At 58.0% G+C, this 23,280-nt stretch carries 16 protein-coding genes; 5 read left to right on the top strand and 11 right to left on the bottom strand.

Features of this window, described 5'->3' with window-relative positions; genetic code table 11:
- Together RSSM_RS10865 and RSSM_RS10860 are read left to right on the top strand one after the other, a co-directional pair.
- A partial coding sequence (locus tag RSSM_RS10865; RefSeq protein ID WP_044302259.1) for an SPFH domain-containing protein occupies window positions 1–453 on the top strand: 453 nt, incomplete at its 5' end.
- Window positions 454–480: 27 nt separating this feature from the next.
- Window positions 481–1,353, top strand: a complete 873-nt coding sequence (locus RSSM_RS10860; RefSeq protein ID WP_008677957.1) for an SPFH domain-containing protein — start codon at window positions 481–483, stop codon at window positions 1,351–1,353.
- A gap of 215 nt (window positions 1,354–1,568) precedes the next feature.
- Here RSSM_RS10860 and RSSM_RS10855 read toward each other — a convergent pair whose 3' ends face one another.
- Window positions 1,569–2,945: a hypothetical protein gene (locus tag RSSM_RS10855; protein ID WP_008677953.1), complete on the bottom strand. Its 1,377-nt coding sequence runs from the start codon at window positions 2,943–2,945 to the stop codon at window positions 1,569–1,571.
- A gap of 173 nt (window positions 2,946–3,118) precedes the next feature.
- Window positions 3,119–4,531, bottom strand: a complete 1,413-nt coding sequence (locus RSSM_RS10850; RefSeq protein WP_008677948.1) for a Gfo/Idh/MocA family protein — start codon at window positions 4,529–4,531, stop codon at window positions 3,119–3,121.
- 1,499 nt (window positions 4,532–6,030) lie between these two features.
- Between RSSM_RS10850 and RSSM_RS10835 the strand changes: the two genes are divergently transcribed.
- Together RSSM_RS10835 and RSSM_RS10830 are read left to right on the top strand one after the other, a co-directional pair.
- Window positions 6,031–7,083 carry a hypothetical protein gene (locus RSSM_RS10835; RefSeq protein WP_063709053.1) on the top strand — a complete coding sequence of 351 codons (1,053 nt, stop codon included), beginning with the start codon at window positions 6,031–6,033 and terminating at the stop codon, window positions 7,081–7,083.
- 287 nt (window positions 7,084–7,370) lie between these two features.
- Window positions 7,371–8,849 (top strand): hypothetical protein, encoded by a 1,479-nt coding sequence (locus tag RSSM_RS10830; RefSeq protein ID WP_008677930.1) that lies wholly within the window; start codon window positions 7,371–7,373, stop codon window positions 8,847–8,849.
- A gap of 106 nt (window positions 8,850–8,955) precedes the next feature.
- On the opposite strand, the gene RSSM_RS10825 is transcribed toward RSSM_RS10830, so the two are convergent.
- The 9 genes from RSSM_RS10825 to RSSM_RS10785 form a co-directional block, all read right to left on the bottom strand.
- Window positions 8,956–9,576 (bottom strand): HAD family hydrolase, encoded by a 621-nt coding sequence (locus RSSM_RS10825; protein WP_008677928.1) that lies wholly within the window; start codon window positions 9,574–9,576, stop codon window positions 8,956–8,958.
- The gene (locus tag RSSM_RS10820) at window positions 9,573–10,880 is read right to left on the bottom strand and encodes an NAD(P)/FAD-dependent oxidoreductase (RefSeq protein WP_008677927.1); all 1,308 of its coding nucleotides are present in this window, start codon (window positions 10,878–10,880) and stop codon (window positions 9,573–9,575) included. The genes RSSM_RS10825 and RSSM_RS10820 overlap by 4 nt, the downstream gene beginning before the upstream one ends.
- A 534-nt stretch (window positions 10,881–11,414) precedes the next feature.
- A complete protein-coding gene (locus RSSM_RS10815; RefSeq protein WP_044302255.1) occupies window positions 11,415–13,070 on the bottom strand; it encodes a putative manganese-dependent inorganic diphosphatase in 1,656 nt (551 codons plus the stop codon).
- Window positions 13,067–13,630: a flavoprotein gene (locus RSSM_RS10810; protein WP_008677923.1), complete on the bottom strand. Its 564-nt coding sequence runs from the start codon at window positions 13,628–13,630 to the stop codon at window positions 13,067–13,069. The genes RSSM_RS10815 and RSSM_RS10810 overlap by 4 nt, the downstream gene beginning before the upstream one ends.
- Window positions 13,627–14,580, bottom strand: a complete 954-nt coding sequence (locus RSSM_RS10805) for a sugar phosphate isomerase/epimerase family protein (protein WP_008677921.1) — start codon at window positions 14,578–14,580, stop codon at window positions 13,627–13,629. Before RSSM_RS10805 ends, RSSM_RS10810 begins: the two co-directional genes overlap by 4 nt.
- Window positions 14,581–14,638: 58 nt before the next feature.
- Complete coding sequence (locus RSSM_RS10800; RefSeq protein ID WP_008677918.1) at window positions 14,639–16,159, bottom strand: rhomboid family intramembrane serine protease; 1,521 nt, start codon at window positions 16,157–16,159, stop codon at window positions 14,639–14,641.
- Between the two features lie 302 nt (window positions 16,160–16,461).
- A complete protein-coding gene (locus RSSM_RS10795; protein WP_173403148.1) occupies window positions 16,462–17,778 on the bottom strand; it encodes an adenylosuccinate synthase in 1,317 nt (438 codons plus the stop codon).
- A 174-nt stretch (window positions 17,779–17,952) separates the two neighbouring features.
- The gene (gene tkt, locus RSSM_RS10790) at window positions 17,953–20,001 is read right to left on the bottom strand and encodes a transketolase (RefSeq protein WP_008677915.1); all 2,049 of its coding nucleotides are present in this window, start codon (window positions 19,999–20,001) and stop codon (window positions 17,953–17,955) included.
- Between the two features lie 178 nt (window positions 20,002–20,179).
- Complete coding sequence (locus tag RSSM_RS10785) at window positions 20,180–22,123, bottom strand: sulfatase-like hydrolase/transferase (protein WP_008677913.1); 1,944 nt, start codon at window positions 22,121–22,123, stop codon at window positions 20,180–20,182.
- Window positions 22,124–22,399: 276 nt separating this feature from the next.
- Between RSSM_RS10785 and RSSM_RS10780 the strand changes: the two genes are divergently transcribed.
- Complete coding sequence (locus RSSM_RS10780) at window positions 22,400–23,176, top strand: hydroxypyruvate isomerase family protein (protein WP_044302260.1); 777 nt, start codon at window positions 22,400–22,402, stop codon at window positions 23,174–23,176.
- Window positions 23,177–23,280: the final 104 nt, after the last annotated feature.

The raw sequence follows: 23,280 nt of genomic DNA, 5'->3' as shown, positions 1-23,280 counted from the left end.
GACAGCGCGGTCGAGTTGTCCGAAGGCGTCTCGATCAACGACCTTCGAAAGAACCTGCCACTGCTGAACCAATACATGGAAGAGCAGTGTCGATCGACGACCGGACGTTACGGCATTGAACTCGACGCCGCGTTGATCACCGAGATCGACCCGCCACCGGAAGTTGACCGTGCCCTGTCGGCGATCAACAGCACCCGCAACCAAGTCGCCGCTGACATCAGCACCGCGCGGGCCGATGCCGAACAACAGATCACGATGAGTGCCCGGGCGGTCGAGATTGCGACCAACAATGCTCAAGCCGAAGTCGCTCCGTTGCAGGAACTCGCCGGCACGCTCGGGACGATCAAAAACGAAGGTGGCTCGGAATGCCTGAATGCCTATTTGCGAAACGCGAGGGTCCCACTCTATGGGCTCGCCTCACGTGTGGTCCTCAATAATTCGCGTTCCAAATAATTCACTCTTTCATACAAGGCTATTCCCATGCAAATCTTCTTATTGATTCTCGGGTTCTCGACGATACCGATCATCCTCACGATCGCCCGGGCGTTCGGCATTTACACGTGCGTCAACGAATGCGAAGCTCAGGTGTTCACGCTCTTTGGCAAAGTGATCGGCACACTGAATAAATCCGGACTGCACTTTCCGATCTCGCACTTCGGGCTGCGTGCGATGTTGATCCCATTTTTTGGAAAGCGTTACGTCGTCAGCACCGCGCTGCGTCAACACTATCTCCGCAGCCAAATGGTGAACTCGGAAGAGGGCACTCCGATGGGCGTCGGGATTTGGTACGAAATGCAGGTCGCCGACCCGGTCGCTTACCTCTTTATCAACGCCAACCCGGATGGTTCGTTGCAAGCCAACGTGACCAGTTCAACGATCTCGACGCTCAGTAACCTGGAAATGGAAACGATGCTCGAGGATCGGCACAGCCTAAGCCGAACGGTACGGCAAGCGGTCTCGCCGCTATCGGAAAAGTGGGGTTACCGTCTCGGTTCGGTTTACATCCGTAAAGTCGAATTCACCGACATGCAGATGGTGCACAATATCACCGAGAAAGTCGTCAAGCGGCTCGTGCAGGTGACCAGCGCGATGAAGCAAGACGGCGAAAACCGCGTCGGTCTGATCAAGAGTGAAACGGCGTTCAAGGTCAGTCAAAAGATGGCAGAGGCCGCCGCTGCACGTCCCGAGATCGTCGGTCAAAAGCTGAACGAAATCGCGAAGAAAGATCCCGAGGTGCTCGACACGGTTCTCGAAGTGATGGAAATCGACAAACTGCTCGAAGCCGGTGCGTCGATCGACATCCTTCCCCAATCCAGCAACCTGTTGCTGCAGGTCGGCGGCTCTCGCGGGTAACGCATCGCAGGCGTCTCTGGTGGGACGCTTTCGGATGCTCTCGTAGTTTCTGTTAGCTCTTTATTCGGGTAGTGAATCTTGTCAAAGATCCTGCTGCATGAGGATCTTTAACAAGATCCACTACCGCCTACCGGAAGACCAAGCTGCATCGGAATACGAGAGCATCTTCGTAGAATTCCGCGACCGGGATCGGGCACGTCAAATTACAGGATGCATCAAAACATTCCACCGTTGGTGACAACGTTTGGCTTTTGGATCTCTTCGGATGGTTTCGGTGTGACAATCGGATCGGGGCCGACGTGCGTGTCACGGAGGGATCGCATCAAGGATTGAATCATCTCGTGCGTTGTGGCGGTTGTGCTGACCAGGATCGCCGGTCGGTTTTCGGTTCCCGTGCCGACCGGCATGATTGTGCCTGTGCCGCCGAGGTTCTCCCAGTTTTCAGGGTCGAGAGATGCTTGGATCAAATCCAGCACAACGCTGTAGTCTCCAACCGGTAAACCCGTGCCTTCGAGGAAGTAGATTTTCGATAGCAAATCGGAATGCGCGTGTTCTATCGACGTGATCACGATCGTTTCATCACGAATCGTATACGTCAAATCAAGCGGTCGGCAGATGGAAGCCAGAATCACACGCAATGCGAAGGTTTTCTCTGGCTCCGACGGGGATTGTGGTTTGCTGGCGTTTTCTTCTTCCGGTGCACTGTTTGGTTCATGACTCGGATCGGTGGTCGGGGTTGCAGACACCGATTGCGATGGCGCTTCAAAGGCAGGTGCAAACGGATCAGCGGAAATGTCGTTAAACACCGATGGTTTTGCGGTCGGTGCGATCGCACAATAGAAGCTAACGGGCACGTCATCGGTTAGACCTAATTCTTCCAGCGACATCCGGTCAATCCGAATGGGGAAACCGGTTTCGCGCGACAGAATTACAATCGCTTCCACGAGCGGTGTGTCGACGAATTCCAGGTTGAGCTGAGTGTCGAGTGCGGCGTTAACTCGCTCAGCGACTTCATCTTTTATCCCGATCCATTTGTCCGTCGAGATTCCGCGTCGTGCGAGTTCTGCGAAATCGGCGGTAATGACGAGTCCTTCGTCTTGGACGACCGCTCGCAGACCGAGAGGTTGCAGAGTTTTGCGTAGAATTGTTCGCAGCGGTTGTTCGGATTGGTCGATCACCATCGATACCGTTTCGGGGTTCAGTCCTGCGATCTCGATGCCTCTGTGGTCCAACAGGACACCGATATCGAGCCTCTCGGCCAGAAACTGATCCAGTTCTCGCAGTTGGACCTGTCCTTGGATGCTGACAACGTCGTCGAGAACTTCGTTCGCTCGTTCGGCAACTCGGGTTCGAATCTCCGGCGCATGCGATGGTACTGATGCGGGGTTCGCGGTTCCGCTCGGAGGATCAAAAGGGGAATTGGGGGCAATGATTGGCGCCGCGTCTCCGATCTGTCCAAACGCCGGCGTTGCGCCGAGCAACAATGCGGTGATCGTGAGCAATGCCATGAAGCTGTTGGTGAATTGAGACGAGAAGCACATCATCCGTTTCCCCGAAAAAGAGAAGAGAAGCAACCATCGGGGAAGAGCCATGCCCCGTCCTGCTCATGATACCGCTGCGGGACAGGCCGATGGGGATTGATCGGGTGGGATTTGATTCTGTCCGATTTGATTATGTGGGGGGCGATACGAAAAAACGGGACCGGCGATAGTGCCGATCCCGTTCAATGTGTTCATAGAGAGTTTGTCTGCGAGGCGGTTGCTCGCTAGCCGAGTTTCCAACCTTCGCGGTAGTCACGTTGGACGAATTGGTTCACCGACTCTACGTTCGGGCTCTTTAGTTCTTTGGCGTTCCATTCGATTCGTTGGCCTTCGCCTGCTCGCATGGCCAAGTTGCCGACCAGGATGGTTTCGGTCAGGCGGCCTGCGTAGCCGAAGTTGGACGTGGTGCCGGGTTCGTATTCGCCTTTGATCGTGCTGACGAATTCCCACTTTTGACGTTCGTCGGCGGAGGCTTTGAACGGGATCCGTGGCAACGATTGCTCGGGGAGTTGGTAGTCTTCGTATTGATCTTTCGGCAGTAGATAGTATTTCGCACCGTAATCATCGGGCGAGAAGACAATCCCTTTGCTGCCGACGACGACCGCGCCGGACATCTTGCGTCCGCCTTCGCGTTGTTTTGCGATTCGCTTTTGGAACGACTCGGGCAGCATCGAGATGATTTCATTCGATGGCAGGTTGCCTCCGTCGTACCAGTGGAAGTTGCATGGCGGCAGCCCTTCGCGTTCGGGGAACTCGAACATCAATTCGCTGCTGGCGGGGAATTGTTCTCCGTCCACGATGCCGGGGTTCTTCACCGCGGTCACGGCCACCGGATCCCACAGTTTCAATGCCATGACGGGCATGTTGGTGGTGTGGCATGCCATGTCACCGAGGGCGCCGGTGCCGAAGTCGACCCAACCGCGCCAATTGAACGAATGGTACGCACCGGAAACATACGGTCGCATCGGAGCCGGACCGATCCAGGCTTCCCAGTTCAATGATTCCGGAACCGGGTCGACTTTGTCGGGACGTCCTCCGCCCTGCGGCCAAACAGGTCGGTTGGAGAAAATGTGGACTTCGCTAACGTCACCGATCGCGCCGCTACGGATGATCTCGACGGCTTCGCGTAGTCCGTCTTCGCTGGTGCCTTGATTGCCCATTTGAGTCACGACGCCGGTCTTCTCGGCGGTTTCACGCATCAGGCGGGCTTCGCTGATGGACCACGTCAGTGGTTTTTGGCAGTAGATGTGTTTGCCCATGTTCATCGCTTGCACACACGCGGCGGCGTGGGTGTGGTCGGGCGTGCTGCAGGTGACGATGTCGATCTTGTCGCCGAGTTTGTCGAGCATCTCGCGGAAATCGTCGAACTTTTCGGCGTCGGGGAATTCGCGTCCCTTTTTCTTCAGCGTGTCACGGTCGACGTCGCAAAGTCCCGCCACTCGAACGCCCTGGTTGCCGATGTGACTGGTGTCACTGCCCCCTTTTCCGCCAACACCGATACAACCGGCGGCTAGCGCATTCAAAGCGGATTCGGGTTTGGCGTCAGTGGCCAGTGAGGTGCCGGCAAAGTAGCCAACGCCGGCGGTCACGGCAGCGGTTTGGCTCAGGAAACGACGACGATTCGGTCGGTTTGTCATTCGAGAATTTTCCAATGGGCGAACAAGGAGGGAAGGTGGAGGTGGGACAGTCCCAACGGGGCAAACGAGCAGATCTTCCTGGAGGTAGGTTTTCAGAAGCGAAGTTTTCGGTGCTCTCGTTCGGTGCTCACGTATGAGCCGGTCGCCAACGCCGACGGTGGGAGCTAGCGGACGCGAATCAATAGAGTGTGCCGGTGTTGGGACGGTGAAAACGTCTGCCTGCGTCGCGGGCGTGGTTTTTCAGCCTCGCCTAGCTTAACAACCGCGAGACCCCGCTACAACGAAATGACGGTCGCGGCTGAAAATGAAAACGGAAGAGATGGGGCTCTACGCGGAGGAGCCTCCGTTGCGAGCATTCGAATGTGGCGACCGGGCGTCATTGCTGAGAAGGGAAAAAGCAACGAAAAAACCCCGCGACGGAATATTTCCGGCACGGGGCTTTGTGTGGTGTTCGTTTCGCTTAGTGCGAATTCCGTTTGAGTAATGATCTCGGGGAAGTCGCTTCAGCGAACGAATTCATTTAGTGGCATCCGCAAGGAGCTTCGCAACCGCAAACTGGCTCGCAACCGCAGGTTGGCTCGCAGCCGCATGCTGGCTCGATGATTTCGCAGCAACCGGCGTCGCATGCGCTCTTTTTGCTGAACATGCGAGCGAAGAAACCGCCGAAGGGACGGCAAGGTGCCGAGTCGCAGCAAGCTGGCTCGCAACCGCAAACTGGTTCGCAGATTGGCTCGCAACCGCAAACAGGCTCGCAAACAGGCTCACATCCGCAAACTGGCTCGCAAACTGGTTCGCAGCAACCGGTGTCGCAGCAGCTCTTCTTGTGGAAGAGGCGTTGGAGCAAACCCATTTTTGGTGCACAGCAAGGCTCTGCTCCGCAAACTGGCTCGCAGCACACTGGTTCGCAACCGCAAACAGGCTCACAGCCACAGACGGGCTCACAAACAGGCTCACAGCAAGCCGTGTCACAAGCTGATCCGCAACCGCCGAACAGGGATTTCAGGTGGCCAAAGGCGCTGGCGTTGGACGCGTTTCCGGCGAGCAGAGCAACGGCCAAAACAGCTGGTACAAGAATACGACGCATCGTACAGGTCTCCATGGAATTTTTTTGAGAGGAAGGTTTCGATCGCCACACGACGCAGATCGTTTCGATTGGGAGGGTCAACGATGACGTGGTGTGATTTGCGTTCTCGGTAAATTGAAAGCAAGATACCGTTGCACAATGAGGTATCGGACGGCGAGGCGGATGACGCCCTCTCGACTTTGCGAATTCTCATGAGAATGCCTCAAGGCCATGCCGGCTGTAGTGTTCGCAACGTTTCGCGAGATCGATCGGTATCGGCGAGCGCACAACACGAATTAGTGTTTTTTTGAACCTCGTTTTGCTTGACGCGCACCCGAGCGTGTGCACCACTGAAGCACACCGGTGGCGGCACGCGATTTAATCACCGGCAATGTCGGCCGTCCCGGCTCGATTCACCCCAACGCATTAGGTAACGATGTCTCTCATACGATTTAACGCCCGCACGACTTCTCGATTGCGGTTGACTCGCGTGGCAGCCTTGCTGGTGTTCGGGATCGGTATTCCCGCCTCGGGACTGATCGTTCGTGCGGAACCAATCGATGCGCCGGAGGCCGTAGCGTCGGGCGAACTCGATGAACGGTCGTCGAAGGACAATCTTCTGCGTCGGATGACTACCGACGGAATCGAATTGACTGACGACTTGTCGTTTCCATTGCCTGAGCCGACGTTCGTTTCGATCGATGGCGAACCCGTTGCGGAAGAAGACGCCAAGCGGGCACTCGAAAAAATCGCCGGCCGTCACGGGGTGAAGCGATTCGTGCGAGATTCGGTGGTGGCACCGATTTCGGTTAACACGGATTCGATCAAGAACGACGCGGGCGAACGGATCGGGCACTTTATCGATGTCGCGTTCGTGGTCTATCAATCGATCGAACAAATCCGCAAGTCGGACGCGCTCGATGATTTTAAGTCCGACCCCGATTCACCGGAGCAGACCGTGGAGGTCGCTGATTCAGACAGTGCCGACGAATTGGACAAAAACAAGACCCGGCAATTGACCGACGAGGAACTCGCCGCAGCGGGCGTTGAACTGGATGGGAAATACGAGACGCTCGGCCACTTGCAGTTGCCATTGTTGGGGAAGGTGGTCGTTCGAGGTGTCGCTCGTGCTCGCCGGTCGATTTGGTCCGCGGACGACGAATCGGCGCCGATTATTTTGACGTGGTTGCTCGATTCGCGGTTTGCGGCTGACGATCCCGAGCCGGATTCGATTTCGAATCAGTGGCGGGCGATTGAGCGAAACAGCGTGGGTGAGAAACAACTCGGGCCGCCTCATTCCTATGCCGGAATGGGCGGCTACGTCGCGATCACGCCGGTGCCCGGTGAGGAACAAGCGTCCATGGTGGAAATGCGGTTCGTGATCCACGAACCCCACGATTGGTTCTCTGGGCGGAACCTGTTGCGGAGCAAACTGCCTATCCTGATCCAGGATCGCGTGCGGAATCTACGCCGCGAACTACAGGACTAATGCCCGCCGCCGTGAGTGGGGGCTTTGACTCGTTGGGAGCACATGCGAGGCCGCGGGCGGTTTTCGTGCTTTCGATTGGTTTTCCGCACCATCGATTGGCCCGCGTCGGAGGGCGGTGATTGGTGGCCGCGAAAACCGTTGGAATCGGCAAAGTCTGAACCTGCCGGAGCGGCGAATCGTAAAGAAAATCCGCCTCCAAGCATGTGATTCGTATATCGAGCGAATACAATTGGCGGTTCTTCTCGTCTGACTATTGACCTTCCTTTCCCAAAAAACGAACGCCCATCATGGCCGCACGCGACGATTCCGTCATCCGTGGCAGCTTGATCGCTTGCCTGATTTTCTTGGTCCTCTCCCTGGCCTTGAATTTCTTCCTGTATCGCTGGGGCAGCGTCGAGTCGCTGACCGCCACCGCGTCGAAGGACCGGCTCACGTCGGCGCAGTCCGAGCTGCAAACTCTTCAGAGTCAGGCGACGCTGATGAAGGCGATGCTCGGCGTTGGCGGCCTGACCAAGGCCCAATTCGATCAATTGACGTCGAGCACCGGTGGCGATCCCGAGATGGAAACGATCGAGCGGCAGTTTGCTCGTGACATGTCGTACTTCGGCCCCGAAGTCGATCCGCAGAACCGCAATTATCCGAACCTGCCAGAGGTGCTCGTCAACGCGATCCGCTCGCGAAACGTGCAGTACGGCCAGGCTCGCGACGAAGCGACCAAGATCCGCGTGCAATCGGCGTCGGAAGTGGACCTCGCCCGAAAGGCTCAGGAACAAGCCGAAGCGGATAAGGACCGGGCGAACAAGAAGCTCGAAGAGGAAATGTCGAAGTATGCGGAAGACCGCGAGAAGATGAAGGAGACCGGCGAGAAGAACAAAGACACGCTCCTGCAAACCTCGCAAAAACTCAACGCACTGAGCAAGAAACTGCAAACCGAGTTGGCGAACTTCCAAAAACGTGAAGACAAACTTCTGTCGACGATCAACACCCAGTTGATCGAACTGACAAAACTCCGCAGCGACAATTTCGAGAGCACGCAGGGTGTCATCACCTACGTCGTTCGTGACGGAAACGTGGTCAACATTGATTTGGGATCGTCGGACGCTCTTCGTCCCGGTGTGACGTTTGGTGTGATCGATGGAGACGAAACCCGCCTTCAGGATGCGAAGGTGAAAGCAACGATCCAGGTTACGAAGATCCTCGGCGAACACCGTGCGGAAGCTCGCGTCGTTGCTCGCCCTGAGTTCCGCTACCCGATCATTTCCGGTGACAAAATCTACTCGCCGTTCTGGGCTCCGGGTCGACGCGTGAAGATCGCGTTGGGATGGAACATCGACCTCGATGGCGACGAACGTCCCGATACCGAAGGGGTCGCGTCGATGGTCCGTGCCGCTGGAGCCGAGGTGGCTGCGATCCTGCAGCCCGACCTGAGTACCGATGGCGAATTCGACAGCAGCGTTCGATTCCTGGTTCTGGGCGAACCGCCTGAGGCCGATGGGGAAGCAGACGCTCGGGAAGTCGTCGCGCTCGGTCGTGCCAAGACGATGGCGAAGGAACTCGGCGTGACGGTGATTCCGGCTTGGAAGCTGCAGGCTTACCTGAGAACGATCGACGATTCGTTGACGACGCCACTGGGCTCCGCCGTTCGAGGTCGGGACTTCGCTCCGGAGCCGTCCGATGCTCCAGGCCGTTTGCCGAATAACCTGCCATCGATCTTCCAGCAGGATGATACCGGCATTCAGAAAACCAACGAGATCTTAGCGCCGTAAGTTTGCGGCTGCCAAACCACGTAGGCGAGTCTTTCCAAGACTCGTAGGTGCTGGGTTCCCGATCTCGGAGAGATCGGGCTACGTTGGAGCTCGTTTCTATCGACCGTTAGCCGTTGGCGGCGGCGGTGGGGCGGACGTCGATGAATTCCATTCCGGCTCGGCAGGCGGCGTCAAAACCGAGCGGGGAATCTTCGAAGACGAGGCATCGCTTCGGATCGACCCCGAGTTGTTTCGCGGCGAGCAAGAATGCGTCGGGTTCGGGTTTGTGCAGTTCCGTGTCTTCGCTCGTCACGATCGTGTCGAACCAGTCGAAGATGCCGATGTGTTTGAGTTGTTGCTCGACGATCGGACGGATCCCGCCGCTCGCGACCGCCATCGGGATTTGCCCGCGATGCCGGGCGGCGCAGTCGCAAACGACCTGCAGCGGTTGCAGGTCTCCCATCAAACTTTCGAACGCTTCCTCTTTCGCGTCAGCGGTTGATTCAACGTCGACGGTGACGTTTTGTTCGTCACTCAAGATCGAGATGATTTTGTCCGTTGGCATTCCGGCCATCGAATAAAACCGAGTCTCGGTAAACTCCACGCCCCTGGCCGACAACGCTTCCCCCCATGCCTGGAAGTGCAGCGGCATGGAATCGGTTAGCGTTCCGTCGCAGTCGAAGATTAAACCGTCGAAGCGATTCGAAAGATCGTCCTGTGTCCAAATGAGTTCGTTGAATTCGTTCACGCGTTCATCTCTTTCGCGGCAGCGAGTTTTTGTTGGCGGGTGTTTTCGATGCTTTGTTGCATGTCAGGAAACATGCGGCCGGCATCATCGGTGAAGACGCGTCCGATTAAAAGGTCGGTAACGTTGCCGCGGTACTGGGGGAACTCACGCATGAAACGCCCGATACTGAAATCTTTGTCGTAGAACGCATGGACGAGTTTGCGGATGCGTTCGGCACCGGCTTTGAATTCGCCGGACCATTTTCCGAGTTGTTCGCCCGACAGGTCGTCGCTCTGCAGGCCTTCGATGATCGCGTCGCCCGCACGGACTCCCATCTCCAATGCAAAGTAAACGCCGGAGGAATACACCGGATCGATGAATCCGAACGCGTCACCGACGAGCACCCAACCGGGGCCCGCGTGTTGCCGCGTCATGTACGAAAACTCTTTTGCGGTAGTGAACTTGCCAACCCGAGTTGCGTTCTCGAGTCGCGGGGCCAAACCGGGGCAGTAGGCCAGTTCTTCGCCGAAGATTTCTTCGGGAGTTCCACGACCTTTCAACAAATATTCATGGTCGGCCACGCACCCGATGCTGGTGATCCCGCGTGATTGGGGGATGAACCAGAACCACGTGTTTTTGTTCTCGGTGTTGAGAATGATGGTGGCACCCTCGTTGTCACCATCGCCGCGGACGGCGTCTTTGTAGTAGGTCCAAATGGCGGCCTTTTTGAGGTTCGGGTTGACCTCTTTGAGTCCGAGTCGGCCGGCGATGAAACTTTGTTGGCCGGTGGCGTCGACCACAACCCGGGCATTGATTGTGTGTTCCTTTCCGTCGGGGTCGCGGACAACGACACCGGTGGCCCGCGGGGGTTGGTCCGGGGTCTCTGCCGAGTCAAACAGGATGTCGGTGACTCGCATCCGGTCGCGACATTCTGCGCCGAGTTCCGCGGCCCGGTCAAAGAGCATCTTGTCGAATTCGCTGCGTTCGACTTGCCACGTCGTGCTGCACTCGCGTTCGTCGTGCTCGCGAAAAAAAAACGGTTCGGATTCTTTTCCGGTGTGCGTCACAAATTGGACGCTTTTCTTTTGTTGCCAACCGGATTGTTTCATGCGGTCGATCAGGCCGAGTCGCTCGAGCGGCCAGTAGGCCTCCGGCATCAGCGACTCGCCCACGTGAAAGCGGGGAACGGCTTCGCGTTCGAGCAACAAAGTCTCGTGCCCAGCAGAAGCGACGATTGCCGCGGCGGTTCCTCCGGCCGGGCCTGCGCCGACGACCACGCAGTCGTAAGATGTCTTCATGGTGTTCGCACCGGTTCTCAAAATCATGGTGAGAGGGGTAGGGATGGTCATCATCCTTCGTAGACACCGCCACTATATCCGCTCAGGAAGCCCCCCATTCTCCGATCGAGGTAGAAACACCGACCTTCGATTCGAAAGTCCGCAGGGGCTCCGATACGCAGTGGCGAAGCCTTTCGGGCTGTTGATTTACTAGCCCGCAGCGTAAGCAAGGGATTCAGTTAATCCACTCGCTTGCCGGGCTGTTGATTTATTCGTTCAACGGCAATACCGTTCAATGAAGCACCGGGTTGTGGCGTTTTCGTTTAACCGGTAGCCGTAGGCGACGCTTGACGGAACACAACCTACCCTTCGGGCACGGGTTAAACGAAAATTGAACGGTATTGCGTTTAACTGGCAGCCAAAGGCGACCTACTTGTCACTGCCACATCGCCTACGGCTACCGTTTAAACGAAAGCAGGTTGACTCTTGATTAAATCGACAAACCGTTGCGCTTCGGGCTAGTAGTAGAGGCACCGCAGTAGTCAAATTCGCCTAAATCAACAAGCCGCTTTGTGACGGCCTCTAGGAAGGCATTGTCGCGGACTCGAGCAGGCTGCTGATCAGGGGCAGCAATTGTTTCTTGCGGCTGACGACGTTGTCGAGTTTGTAAAGGTTCTCTTCGAGTTGGGGGTAGTTGATTTCGTCCCAACCGTCAGGCTCGCGGCTCATTAACAGCAGGCTGCCGTTGCTCGAAATGTCCGTGACCAAGAGCGCCGAGAACTCGAGGTGGTGTTCCACGGCGAGTCCGTTGAGGGCCTTGGCGAGTTCGTTCTGTCGTTGCCAGAACAGGTCGAAACCGATTTCCTCGATTTGGGAGATCGAGAATCGCTTGCCGCCTTCTTCGAATTGTTTGCAGTCCTCTCGCACCACTTTTTCGGGGGTGCACGATCGGAGGGCCGACCCGACCTGGAAGAAATCGGTCGCAAACTGTTCGAGTGAAACGTTGCAGAATTGCTGCAACCATTCGAGGATGTCTCGATCCACATCCGTCGTCGTCGGCGAGCGCAGGTACAGGGTGTCGCTGATGATGCCCGATGCCATGCACAACGCGATCCCCGGTTCCGGCGTGATTTCGGATTGGCGAAACATTCTCGCCACGAGGGTGCACGTGGACCCGACCGGATCCATTGTGAATTTGATCGGGCCGGTGGACTTCAGCGAACCGCCGAGGCGGTGGTGGTCGAGGACTTCGATGATGTCGGCTTCGTCGGCTCCTTCGACGGCTTGTCCGATTTCATTGTGGTCGACGAGGACCAGTTGCGGCCGCGGAGGTGTGACCAGGTCGCTCTTGCTCAGGACACCGACTAACTTCTTGCCTTCGGTGACCGGGAAGACCGGTTGAGATGAACGAAAAATTTGCTGTTTGGCGGTCGTGACCGGCATTTTCGCGGGCAGCGAGTCGAAATCGCGATCGATCACGTCAGCGATCACCTGGGCGGCTTTGATCCGCATGGTGGTGGTGGCGGTATCGAGTTCGCTAGTGATCACCGCGACGCCGCGGTTCCGGGCGAGTTCGATCAGGCCGCTGGACAGTTCAAAGCCACCAGTGACGACCAATGCTCGCACGCCCATTTCGAGGGCGGGCAGTTGAATCGTCGGACGGTCGCCGCTGACGACGAGCAATCGATCGACAGGGTATTGGCTAAGTCGATCGGTGAAGCCCCCGGCGCTCATCGCGCCGACGGTGACGATCAGGTCTTCGGTCTCGTCCGGATTGACCGCATGCTGAAAGTCTCCGCCGAGGACCGACACGATGCTCCGCAGCGTCGAGCGGACGCCACGAGATTGTCCGCCGTCGACGCCGCCTTTGAAAACGAGTTCGAGCAATTCGAGCAGAGTTGCGAGCCCGATGAGCGAATCGTCTTCATCGAGAATTGGAATGGAACGCAGTCCGTGCGCGTTCATCAATTTGTAGACGTCGTAAAACACGTCGTTGGGACGGGCGAAAATCACCTCGCGGTTGCAAATGTCGTCGAGTTCCGGACGGACATCCATGATGATCCGCGGCAGTGGAAGTTTCGCTTGCCGGAGGGCGAACTCGGTCCGCTCATTCGGGGCCCCGCAACATGCGGCGACAGCGTCGGGGCGGGTCGTTCTTCTTAGATAGTCGGCGTAAGCGAGAGCACTACAGATGGCGTCGGTATCTGGGTTGCGGTGTCCGAAAACATGGACGGTCATGAGCGTTTCGTAGTTGCGGAAAAAAGTGTATGGATTTCGCCTGCAATCTTAGTCGGTTCGCTCATGCGTCCAACACCCTGTACACGACAACTCAGCCAGCCTTTTTCAGGGCCGACGATTTGGCAGCCATCATTGCGGAGCGTTTCGATGTTACGTTGAACGGCCGGTTGGTTCCACATCGGATCGCTCATGGCCGGCGCGAGCAAGACCGGGGCTGTATTTTGCAGATACAGCGTACTTAGCAAATCGTCGGCGTGACCGTGAGCCAATTTTGCCAAAATCGACGCGGTCGCCGGCGCGATGACCATCAAATCGAGGTTAACCGCCAATTCGATATGAGGTCCGAGCGGGTACCGCGGGTCGAACGATTCGGTGGCGACGGGCCTGCCCGACAGCGCGGACAGGGTTGTTTCGCCGATGAAGTTCTTCGCCCCGGAGGTCATCACGACTTGAACGTGATGACCGGCTTGGGCGAGTTTGCTGCAAAGGTCGGCGGCTTTGTACGCAGCAATGCCGCCGGCAATGCCCAGTAAAATCCGTTTCGCTGGTTCGGTGCTCATGCGAGTTCCGCTTGGACCCGTTCGAGCAACGCTTTGGTGGCACGGATGCCGGCGAATTCATCGAGTTCGCGGCCTTCGTATTCGATACCGACGTAGCCGCTGTAACCGAACTCCAGCACGATTTTCATCATCTTGAAGTAGTCCGTGTTAATCTCGTTGCCTTTTTCGTCAAAGTCATGTGTCTTCGCACTGACGGCCTTTGCGTACGGCATCAAGGCTTGGACGCCAAAGTAACGGTCGAACGACAGCGGATCTTTGCCGCGGCGAATGTGGAAGTTTCCAAAGTCAGGCAGGGTGCCACAGTTGTCCATGCCGACGCGTTCCATCACAACCGCGAGCCACGCACCGTTGCTGCTCAGCCCGCCGTGGTTTTCGACGATCACGTTGATGCCGTGGGGGGCCGCGTATTCGCATACCTGCCGCAGGCCGTCGGCGGCGTAATCGAGTTGCTCAACGTAGGACCCGCTGCTCGCCGCGTTGACTCGGATCGAGTGGCAACCGAGGAACTTGGCCGCGTCGACCCACTGGTGATGATTCTCGACGGCTTTTTTGCGGCCGGCGGTGTCTGCGTTGCCGAGTTGGCCTTCGCCGTCGACCATGATCAGAAGACTCTTGACCCCTTGGTCTTCGCAGCGTTTCTTCAACTCGGTCAGGTAAGCTTCGTCGCGAGCCTTGTCTTTAAAGAATTGGTTGACGTACTCAATCCCGTCGATGCCGAACTCTTCTTTGGCGAGCCGAGGGAAGTCGAGGTTGGTCAGTTCTTTCGAAGGATCTCGCAGCGTGCGGTGCAGCGACCATTCGGCCAATGAGATCTGAAAAGGGACCTCGCCGGTCGAGTGGCTGTGCTCACCTTCATGGGCGAGTGCCCAACGCGAGGTGACTGCCCCGGCGGCAGCGGTTGCGGCGAACGCTTGAAGGAAATTTCGGCGGGGCAAATCGGGAGTCGTCATGTTCGGAGGCTCGGTAGGGAGGGGGGAAAGGAGGGGAAGGGAATCGGGACACGTGATTCTACTTTGCCCCGTCGGGTTTTGCGACAAGCGGAGGCGGAGCGACGCCGCATTGTTGCAGCAGCCCGTTTCGGCGGGTCACGATTTTCTGTTGAGGTTCGCTGAGTGTCTCGGGCGAGTTCGCCGACTCGGCGGGAAATTGAATCCGCCGCAGTGTTTTAACCGCTTCGCCCGGCAACCGCATGACTTTGAGTTGGATCTGAGCAATCCGCAGCAATGCGTCAGGGGCCATCGGCCCGTTGTGCTCAACGATCAGTTGCAGCGGTGCCAGCGCGGGCAAGAATTTCTTGTGTGTTCCGAGCAGCGATGCAAAACCAAACAGCGTTTTGTCGCTCAGCCCGATCGCGAGGCCGAGTTCTTGCAGTTTCGCGAAATGCTGTTCGGCGAGCATCAGACTTTTGTTCGTGACCGCTTGACGCATCAACATCGTGATTCGGTTGAAGTCCGGGTGAGACGCGGCGATTTGCTGTGGGGTTGGTGGAGGTGGCTCGGCGGAGCGACCTTTCGTGCCGAGCAGGCCACGTCGTTTGGATTTCTTCGGTGGCTGACTGATTGGGGCTTGGGAACCGGAGGATGGGGTGGACGCGGCATGCGTCTGCCCCTGACGCGGCGCGATCGTTGTGGTGTCCCCTTTTGCCGAGCGTGCCATCGTCGAAGATCGCGCGGCCATGTAGGACGCGTTGCTGGTCGATGCGGTGGTGGAGGTCGCCAAGGCCATCGATACCGCGTCGTGCCGCAGGTCGACTGTTTCGGATAGCCGCTGCCGTCGCTCTTCGCTGCATAAAAACGGATAGCCGTGCAGCCATTCGTTTCGTGAGATGATGTCCCAGTCCTCACAGTCGACCCATTCCATCCGCAGCATGACAAAGGCCAGCACGACACCGATCAGCAGCGAGAGCAAATGAAAGCCTGCTTGCCAAACGAGCAATCCCAGGAAGAAGAACATGATCAGTTCGATGAAGATGTATGCGGTCGCCAACGTCGAGATTCGGAGCTCGGTCATGATCCCGCCGCCCATCTTGCCAAGCCGGGGAACGAGCAAAAGGAACACACAGTTCATCTCGTTTTCCGGAGCCCAGATCAACGCCATCGCCATCAGGATGTAGATCCCGTTGTCGGCCCCGACCGCAAACATTTCGCTCACCTCCGGAACGGCAAACGACAGCGCGTAGAACATGCTTTGCGCGAGCGCCGCACAGAAAATATGGATGCCGAAATAGAACACGGTGAAGAGAAAGCTGCCGATTTTCCCCTCGATCACCAACCCGAAACTCCACAGGAAGAGAACGTTGACGATCAGTTGGAACGGGTGGATGTGCAAGAAACAATGCGTGATCCACTGCAGCGGATGAATCCCGTCGAACGTCAACGCCAGCCAACGGACGTCTTCGAGCGCAAGATTGCCGGTCGCGACTTGGATTGTCGTCGCGACGTAGGCAGCCACGTTCAACACCGCAATCGTTCCCGTCGCGATCGGGTAGTGATAGACCGGGGCGTCGGTCGAGTAGGGGAAGAAGAGCACGGCGAATTTCCTCGCGGGCGAGGCGTCGTTGAACGCCGATACGGGATCGACGCGAGCGACACGATTTTCTGAGCGCCGGCGAGCCTCGCCAGCCCAACCAGTCTAAAGGATTTGCGACGACGAGGGGGTATTGTTTGTCGCGGGCGGAGCGAACTTTGGAGACTGCGGCTGCATCGGTTCGAGGCGAGGGCACAAAAAAAGCGACTGCCCGGTTGGGCAATCGCTCGGTGTCAGATCGTTTCGTGTCAGATCGTTTCGTGCGGTGGGACGCGGGGTCGGGGGCTTGAGGTCGGGGCGTCGTTTTATGCCAAGCCCATGCCCGCGGCTTCTTCGGTAAAGATCGTTTGCGCCCGATCGGGACCGACCGAGAGGATTCCGACCGGCACGCCGACGAGTTCTTCGATACGTTTGACGTAGGACAGTGCGCCTTCGGGGAAGTCCGACATGCTGCGGGCGTGATCGACGGGGCTGTTCCAGCCAGGGATGGTTTCGAGAACCGGTTTGCAACGACGCAGTTGGTCCGGGTGGCTGGGAACGTGATGGATTTCTTTGCCGTCGAGTTCGTAGGCGACGCAGACCTTGAGTTCCTCAAAGTGAGCGAGCACGTCCATCATCATCAACGCCAATCGGCTGACTCCGGACAACCGTGCGGTGTAGCGGACGGCCACGGCGTCGAACCACCCACATCGTCGCGGGCGACCGGTGGTTGTGCCAAACTCGTTGCCGAGTTTGCGGATCTTGTCACCGGTTTCGTCGTCGAGTTCGCTCGGGAAAGGTCCCCCGCCAACGCGAGTGCTGTAGGCTTTGCAAACGCCGAGTACATGGTCGATCCATTTCGGCGGGACGCCCGCACCGGCACAAACGCCGACGCCACTGCTGTTGCTGCTGGTGACGAACGGATAGGTGCCGTGGTCGATGTCGAGCAGGGCGCCCTGTGCCCCTTCAAACAACATCGTTTGGTTGGCTTCGGCCGCGTCGAGGATCAGGTCGGTTGTGTCGGCGATCATCGGTGCCAAACGTTCGGCCCATGATGCGGCCAGTGCCACCATCTTGTCGGGAGCGATCGACGCGAGTTCCTCATCGGTCGCGCCGAGTTGTTGCAGGAGCGTGGTCTTCTGTTCGGCGACCGTTGCGATGCGTTCATCGCGGGAGGCTTCGATCAGATCGACCATCCGGACGGCGTGGGTGCGACCGACTTTATCGCGATAGCACGGGCCGATGCCTCGGTTGGTGGTGCCGATGGATTCGCCACGGACGCTGACTTTGTTGATCGTGGCGTCTTCGATCATGTGCCACGGCATGACCAGGTGAGCACGTTCGCTGACCTTCAGGTTGTCGACGACGTTGATGCCGCGAGGTGCCAAACCGTCGATCTCTTGGAGCATCGTGGTCGGGTTGATCACGACGCCTGGTGTGATGAAGTTCTGAACGTCGCTGTGAAGGATCCCCGATGGGATGTGATGGAGTTTGTAAACCTCATCTCCCGCGACGACGGTGTGCCCGGCGTTGGCACCGCCTTGATAACGGATCACACAATCAAATCGAGGTGCCAGAAGGTCGACGAGTTTACCTTTTGCCTCGTCACCCCACTGCAAACCAATGACACATGTACCGGACAAGAGAACTTCCTTCGAAAAAATAAAGACTTAACAAATAACGGGTCAACGACGTTTTCGTCGTGACCCGGGTGCAGATGCCCGCGATGGGCTGATTAGATGGACGAGGCGTCGCCCAATCGCGACGCCGTTGTTCTCGCCGCCAGGTTAAAATTACCTGGCGATTTTCAAGCAGACCTAGCTGCCCAGTGCCGCTTTGACGACAGAATCCGCGTTGATGTGGAAGTGTTTGTAGACTTCATCAAACGGTGCACTCGCGCCAAATCCGCTCATGCCAACGAATGTGCCACCCGATCCGATCCAGCGGTCCCACGACATGCGGATACCGGCTTCGATCGCGACGCGGTTGGTAACCGACGGCGGCAGGACTTCATCGATGTAGGATTGATCCTGTTGAGCGAACAGGTCCATGCACGGCATGCTGACGACGCGGACTTTTTTACCTGATTCGGTAAGAGTCTTGCCGGCGTCGACCGCCATGTACAGTTCGCTGCCGCTGGCCATCAGGATCACATCCGGCGTGCCTTCGCAGTCGCTGAGGATGTAACCGCCGCGGCTGCAACCCGATGCCGGTGCGTAGACCGTGCGGTCGAAGGTTGGCATGTTTTGACGCGAGAGAACCATGGCCGCAGGATGTTCGCTGTCGAGCATCGCGGCGCGATAGCATTCGGCGACTTCGTTCGCATCGCCTGGGCGGAATACGTTCAGGCCCGGGATCGCACGGCAGGCGGTCAGGTGTTCGACGGGTTGGTGGGTTGGTCCATCTTCGCCGACGCCGATCGAATCGTGCGTCAGGATGTACAGCGTTGGCAGGTGCATGATGCTGCTCAGTCGCATCCCGCCACGCATGTAGTCGGTGAAGACAAAGAATGTTGCCGCGTAACCGCGGAGGCCGGACAGGCACAACCCGTTGACGATACCGGCCATCGCGTGTTCGCGAATGCCGAAGTGCAGGTTGCGACCGCTGTACTGCGCGGGAAGGAAATCGCCGGCGCCGTCGAATTTCAGATCGGACTTGTTGCTCGGTGCGAGGTCAGCCGATCCGCCGATCATGAACGGCAGGTTCGCGGCGATCGCGTTGAGCACTTTGCCGGAGCTGTTGCGGGTTGCGTCGCCCTTTTCGCTCGGTTCGAAGACGGGAATGTCTTTGTCCCAACCTTCGGGCAGTTTGCCGTCGAAGATCGCTTGCAATTCGGCGGCCTTTTTCGGTTCAGCGGATTGGTACTTTTCCCACTGTTGATCCCACGCAGCCGAGGCGTCTGCACCTCGTTTGCCGATGCCGTCGGCGAAGTGCTGCTTGACTCCATCGGGAACGAAGAACTTCTCGTCTTCGGGCAGGCCGTAGGCTTTCTTGGCCAACGCGACTTCGTCCCAACCCAGTGGAGCACCGTGGGCGCCGTGGGTGTTCTGCTTGTTAGGGGCACCGTAGCCGATGATACTCTTGACGACGATCAGGGTCGGTTTGTCGTGGCAAGCTTCAAACGCAGCGAGGGCTTTGCCAAGTGCATCGATGTCGTTGGCGTCGTCGACGTGCAGGACGTTCCATCCGAGACCTTCGAATTTCTTGCCCACGTCTTCGCTGAACGCGAGGTCGGTGTCGCCTTCGATCGTGATGTGGTTGTCGTCATAGAGCCAGCACAGGTTGTCCAGTTTCAAGTGGCCGGCAACCGAAGCGGCTTCGCTCGCGATACCTTCCATCAGGTCGCCGTCGCTGCAAAGCGTGTAGACGTTGTAGTTGAACAACGTGATGTCGTCGGTGTTGTAGTTGGCGGCCAGCCATTTTTCGGCCATCGCCATTCCGACGCTGTTGCTGACGCCGGCTCCCAGTGGGCCGGTGGTCGTTTCGATCCCGGCGGCTTCGGCGTATTCCGGGTGACCCGCACAGACGGAGCCGAGTTGACGGAAGTTCTTGATGTCTTCGAGCTTGATCGACTCGCCGCCGGTCGGGTTGCCGTGTTTGTCGGTTGCCTTGGTGCCGATCAGGTGCAACGTGCTGTAGAGCAACATCGATGCGTGACCGCAGGACAGGATGAAGCGATCGCGGCCGGGCCAGTGAGGGCGTGCCGGATCGTAATCCATTGTGTTCTGGAACAGTTGGTACGCGATCGGCGCGAGAGCCATCGGCGTGCCAGGGTGTCCGCTGTTGGCCGTCTGAACCGCATCCATGCTGAGCGTGCGGATGGTGTCAATCGCCAGTGTCTGTAGATCTGTCGAAGTCGCTGTCATGAACCGTGCCGAGGGGTCAGAGGGTGGTATTGGGATATGATGAATTGGCCGCGCAATTGCGCAAAATGCCCATTTGGTTTCCGCTTTGGGCCCGCAAAAGCCTAGCCACCCCGACCTCATCGGGGAAGAGGGCAGACCCTTGCGGGGCGAAGGTCGACGTCGTTTTCAACCGGTGGCGTTAGTCCTGCGATTGACCGGGTGTCGTCAGCAACCGTTTGACGTAGTCGCCGCCCCGCCGAGGGGCGTTCGGGTGATTGTCCCGGATCGAATCGAGCGCTTCTTCGGAATGCCGGACGACGGATTCGCGGTGCATGTCGATCACGTTGAGTGCCGCGATCGCGACGTAGTAGCCTTCCTCGGGCAATTGAGCCAAACGGATCAACTCATCCGCGGCGGCCTTTTGCACCGACGGTTCGTCGACCCGGATCAGGATATCAGCCGCGGCGACCCGGACGCTCGGGTTTTCGTCTTCCAACGCCTGCATCAGGGTTCCCACTGCGGCGGAGGTCTCGTCGTCCGAGAGTACCGTCCCGTGGGAGGCCAATCCCAGCGCGAGCCCACGGCATCCCCAGTACCGGATTCCGGGATCGGAGGTGCCGAAAAGAGCCTGCATCGCTTCGATGGTGTGGGCGTCGCACGCCTGCCACGCGTCTCCGGCAGCCCAAGCGGCGTCGACCAAGGCGGCGGCGTTGAACCGGTCAGACAGCCCGATCGTGCGCGGGGATTCGTTTTGGGCGAGGCGATGAATTTCGGCTTCGGTCAGCAAACCAAGGTCGCGGGTCGAACGCATCCAATCCTTGGTCGCCTCTCTCATCTCAGACAGCTTTTCAGCGTGCTGCGGCAGTGACGCGACGTTGTCGACTTCGTCCGGATCGTTCTGCAGGTCAAACAGTTCTTCGGTCGGTTTGACCTGCCAAAATTTCGATTGCGCGTCGTTGAGTTCACCGGCCTCGTACATTTGTTTCCAAATCCGCGTCGTCGGTGTTTGGAACATGAAACCGACGTGTTTGAGGTAGGGGCGGTCGGGGTAGAAGTGCCGCATGTAAACGAAACGTCCGTCGGTGCACGAACGAACCAGGTCGATGCGTTCGTCCATTCGTCCGCGGTAACCGAACAGGTACTCTTTCGGTTCACCGGCGTATTTGCCCATAAAGGGGGCACCCTGCATGTTCGCGGGAGGTTGGGTGCCGGCGAGGCTGATCGCGGTCGGGCCCAGGTCGACGAAGCTGACGAGGCGATCGGAAACTCCGCCGGGCATGTAGTCCGATGGTGCGAGGTCACGGTACGCGTCCGGCACGTGTACCACGAGAGGAACTTGGAGCCCGGAGTTGAATGGCCATCGTTTGCTCCGTGGCATCCCGCTGCCGTGATCGCCGTAGTAGAAAATGATGGTCGAATCGGCCAGCCCTGCTTGGTTGATTTCTTCAATCGCTTTGCCGACCATCGCGTCCATCTCGGTCAGGCGGTCGTAGTACTGGGCCCAGTCGCGTCGAACCTCCGGTGTATCAGGATGGTACTCCGGCAAGTTGGCTTTCGCCGGATCGTGAACGAGGGTGTGTGGTTTGTTGCGGATCTTGCTCTCGTGGCTGATCGTGTAGTTGAACACGCTAAAGAATGGTGTGTCTTCGCTCGGGCGGTTCCGCCAGTGAGCTTTCTTGCCGCTTTCGTGCCAACCAGCGTCCTGGTCGCTCGGGGCAAAGTTGTAGTCGGTTTTGGTGTGATTGGTGCAGTAGTATCCGGCCTCGCGGAGCACCTGAGGATACAGTTTCATATCATCGGGCAATCCGACGGAGCTGCGCATGTGTTGGCCCCCGAGGCTGGTTGCGTGCATGCCTGAAATGATGGTCGTCCGGGCCGGTGCGCAAACCGGTGCGTTGGACCAGCAGGTGCGATAGCGAAGCGACCGTGAGGCGAGTTGGTCGATGTTGGGAGTGTCGGCGTACTCGTCGCCGTAGCAACCCAGTTCGGGGCCGTTGTCTTCGCTGGTGAGCCAAAGGATGTTCGGCCGGGGAGGTTGCGTTCCGCTGTCGGCGGCATCGCAGATGGTCAGGTGAAGGCACGCAGCGAAACAAGTAATTAGAAGAGCGGTGAAGCGTGATGCTTGATTGAGGTGGGAGGGCATGGTGGGTGTCGATGGTGTGGGGGAAGCGTCGCGGCGTGACGACCGGCGAGCGAGTTATGCGGCCGATTGTAACCAGGATGGGATGCTCGGGTGTATAGAACAGATGTCCTCGGTGGTTTTGTGTTGCGTGGATTATGGACGGACACTCAGTGCTCGGTTGGGGCAGGCGACCTTTCGAAACCGCCGCAATCAAACGGGCTTTCAAACGGGTGCGAAGGCGTCTATTTTGACCGCTGTTTCTTGCCCAGACCTTGCCCTCTTTCGTTGGACTTTCTCGTGTCACTGAATCCTCAACTCTCGGTTTGCATCGACGCGGTCTACGAAGGTGTGGACGAGGTCGAGGCCATTTCTCGTGTCGCCCAGTGCGGGGTTGGGGCGTTTGAGTTTTGGTGTTGGTGGGAAAAGAATCTCGACCGAATCGTGAAGGCTCGCGATGACAACGGGCTGACGATCGCGTCGTGCTGTACCAAGTTCGTGTCGCTGGTGGATCCCACCAAACGTGATGAGTATCTGCAGGGGCTCAATGAGTCGATCGACGCGGCCCAGCGGATCGATTGCAAAACACTGATTTCGCAAGTCGGGGACTTTCGTCCGGGGGTACCGCGAGAAGAACAGCACCAGTCACTCGTCGATGGCCTTCGGCAAGCCGCACCGATGCTCGAGCAAGCGGGGATCACGTTAGTGATCGAGCCACTCAACGAACTCGTCGATCACGTCGGCTATTATCTCGTTCGCAGCGATGAGGCGTTTGAGATTGTCGGTAAAGTTGGCAGTGAGAACGTGAAGGTCGTCTTTGACATCTATCACCAGCAAATCAGTGAAGGGCACGTGATCGATCGCTTGACGCGAAACGTCAACGACATCGCTCACTTTCACGCGGCAGGAAACCCCGGGCGAAATGAGTTAACCCGCGGCGAGCTGAACTACCACGAGATCTTTGCCGCAATCCGAAAGACAAACTACCGCGGCTATGTCGGCCTGGAGTACTGGCCCGTTGGTGATCCGGACGCGAGCCTCAAGGAAGCTGTCGCGATGTGCGAGAAGGACAGCTGAAGCGAGTGTTTCATCACCGCCATTCGGTTCAATTCGGTGGGGCCTTTCCGTCCGGGCTTGCCCCGGCGATTCTCTCCCTGATTATCCATCCCAGCTCGTGAGCC

This window comes from Aporhodopirellula sallentina SM41 (assembly GCF_000346505.1).
Taxonomy (GTDB): domain Bacteria; phylum Planctomycetota; class Planctomycetia; order Pirellulales; family Pirellulaceae; genus Rhodopirellula; species Rhodopirellula sallentina.
Note: the sequence above shows the minus strand (reverse complement) of the source record. Positions and strands in the feature narration are given on the sequence as shown.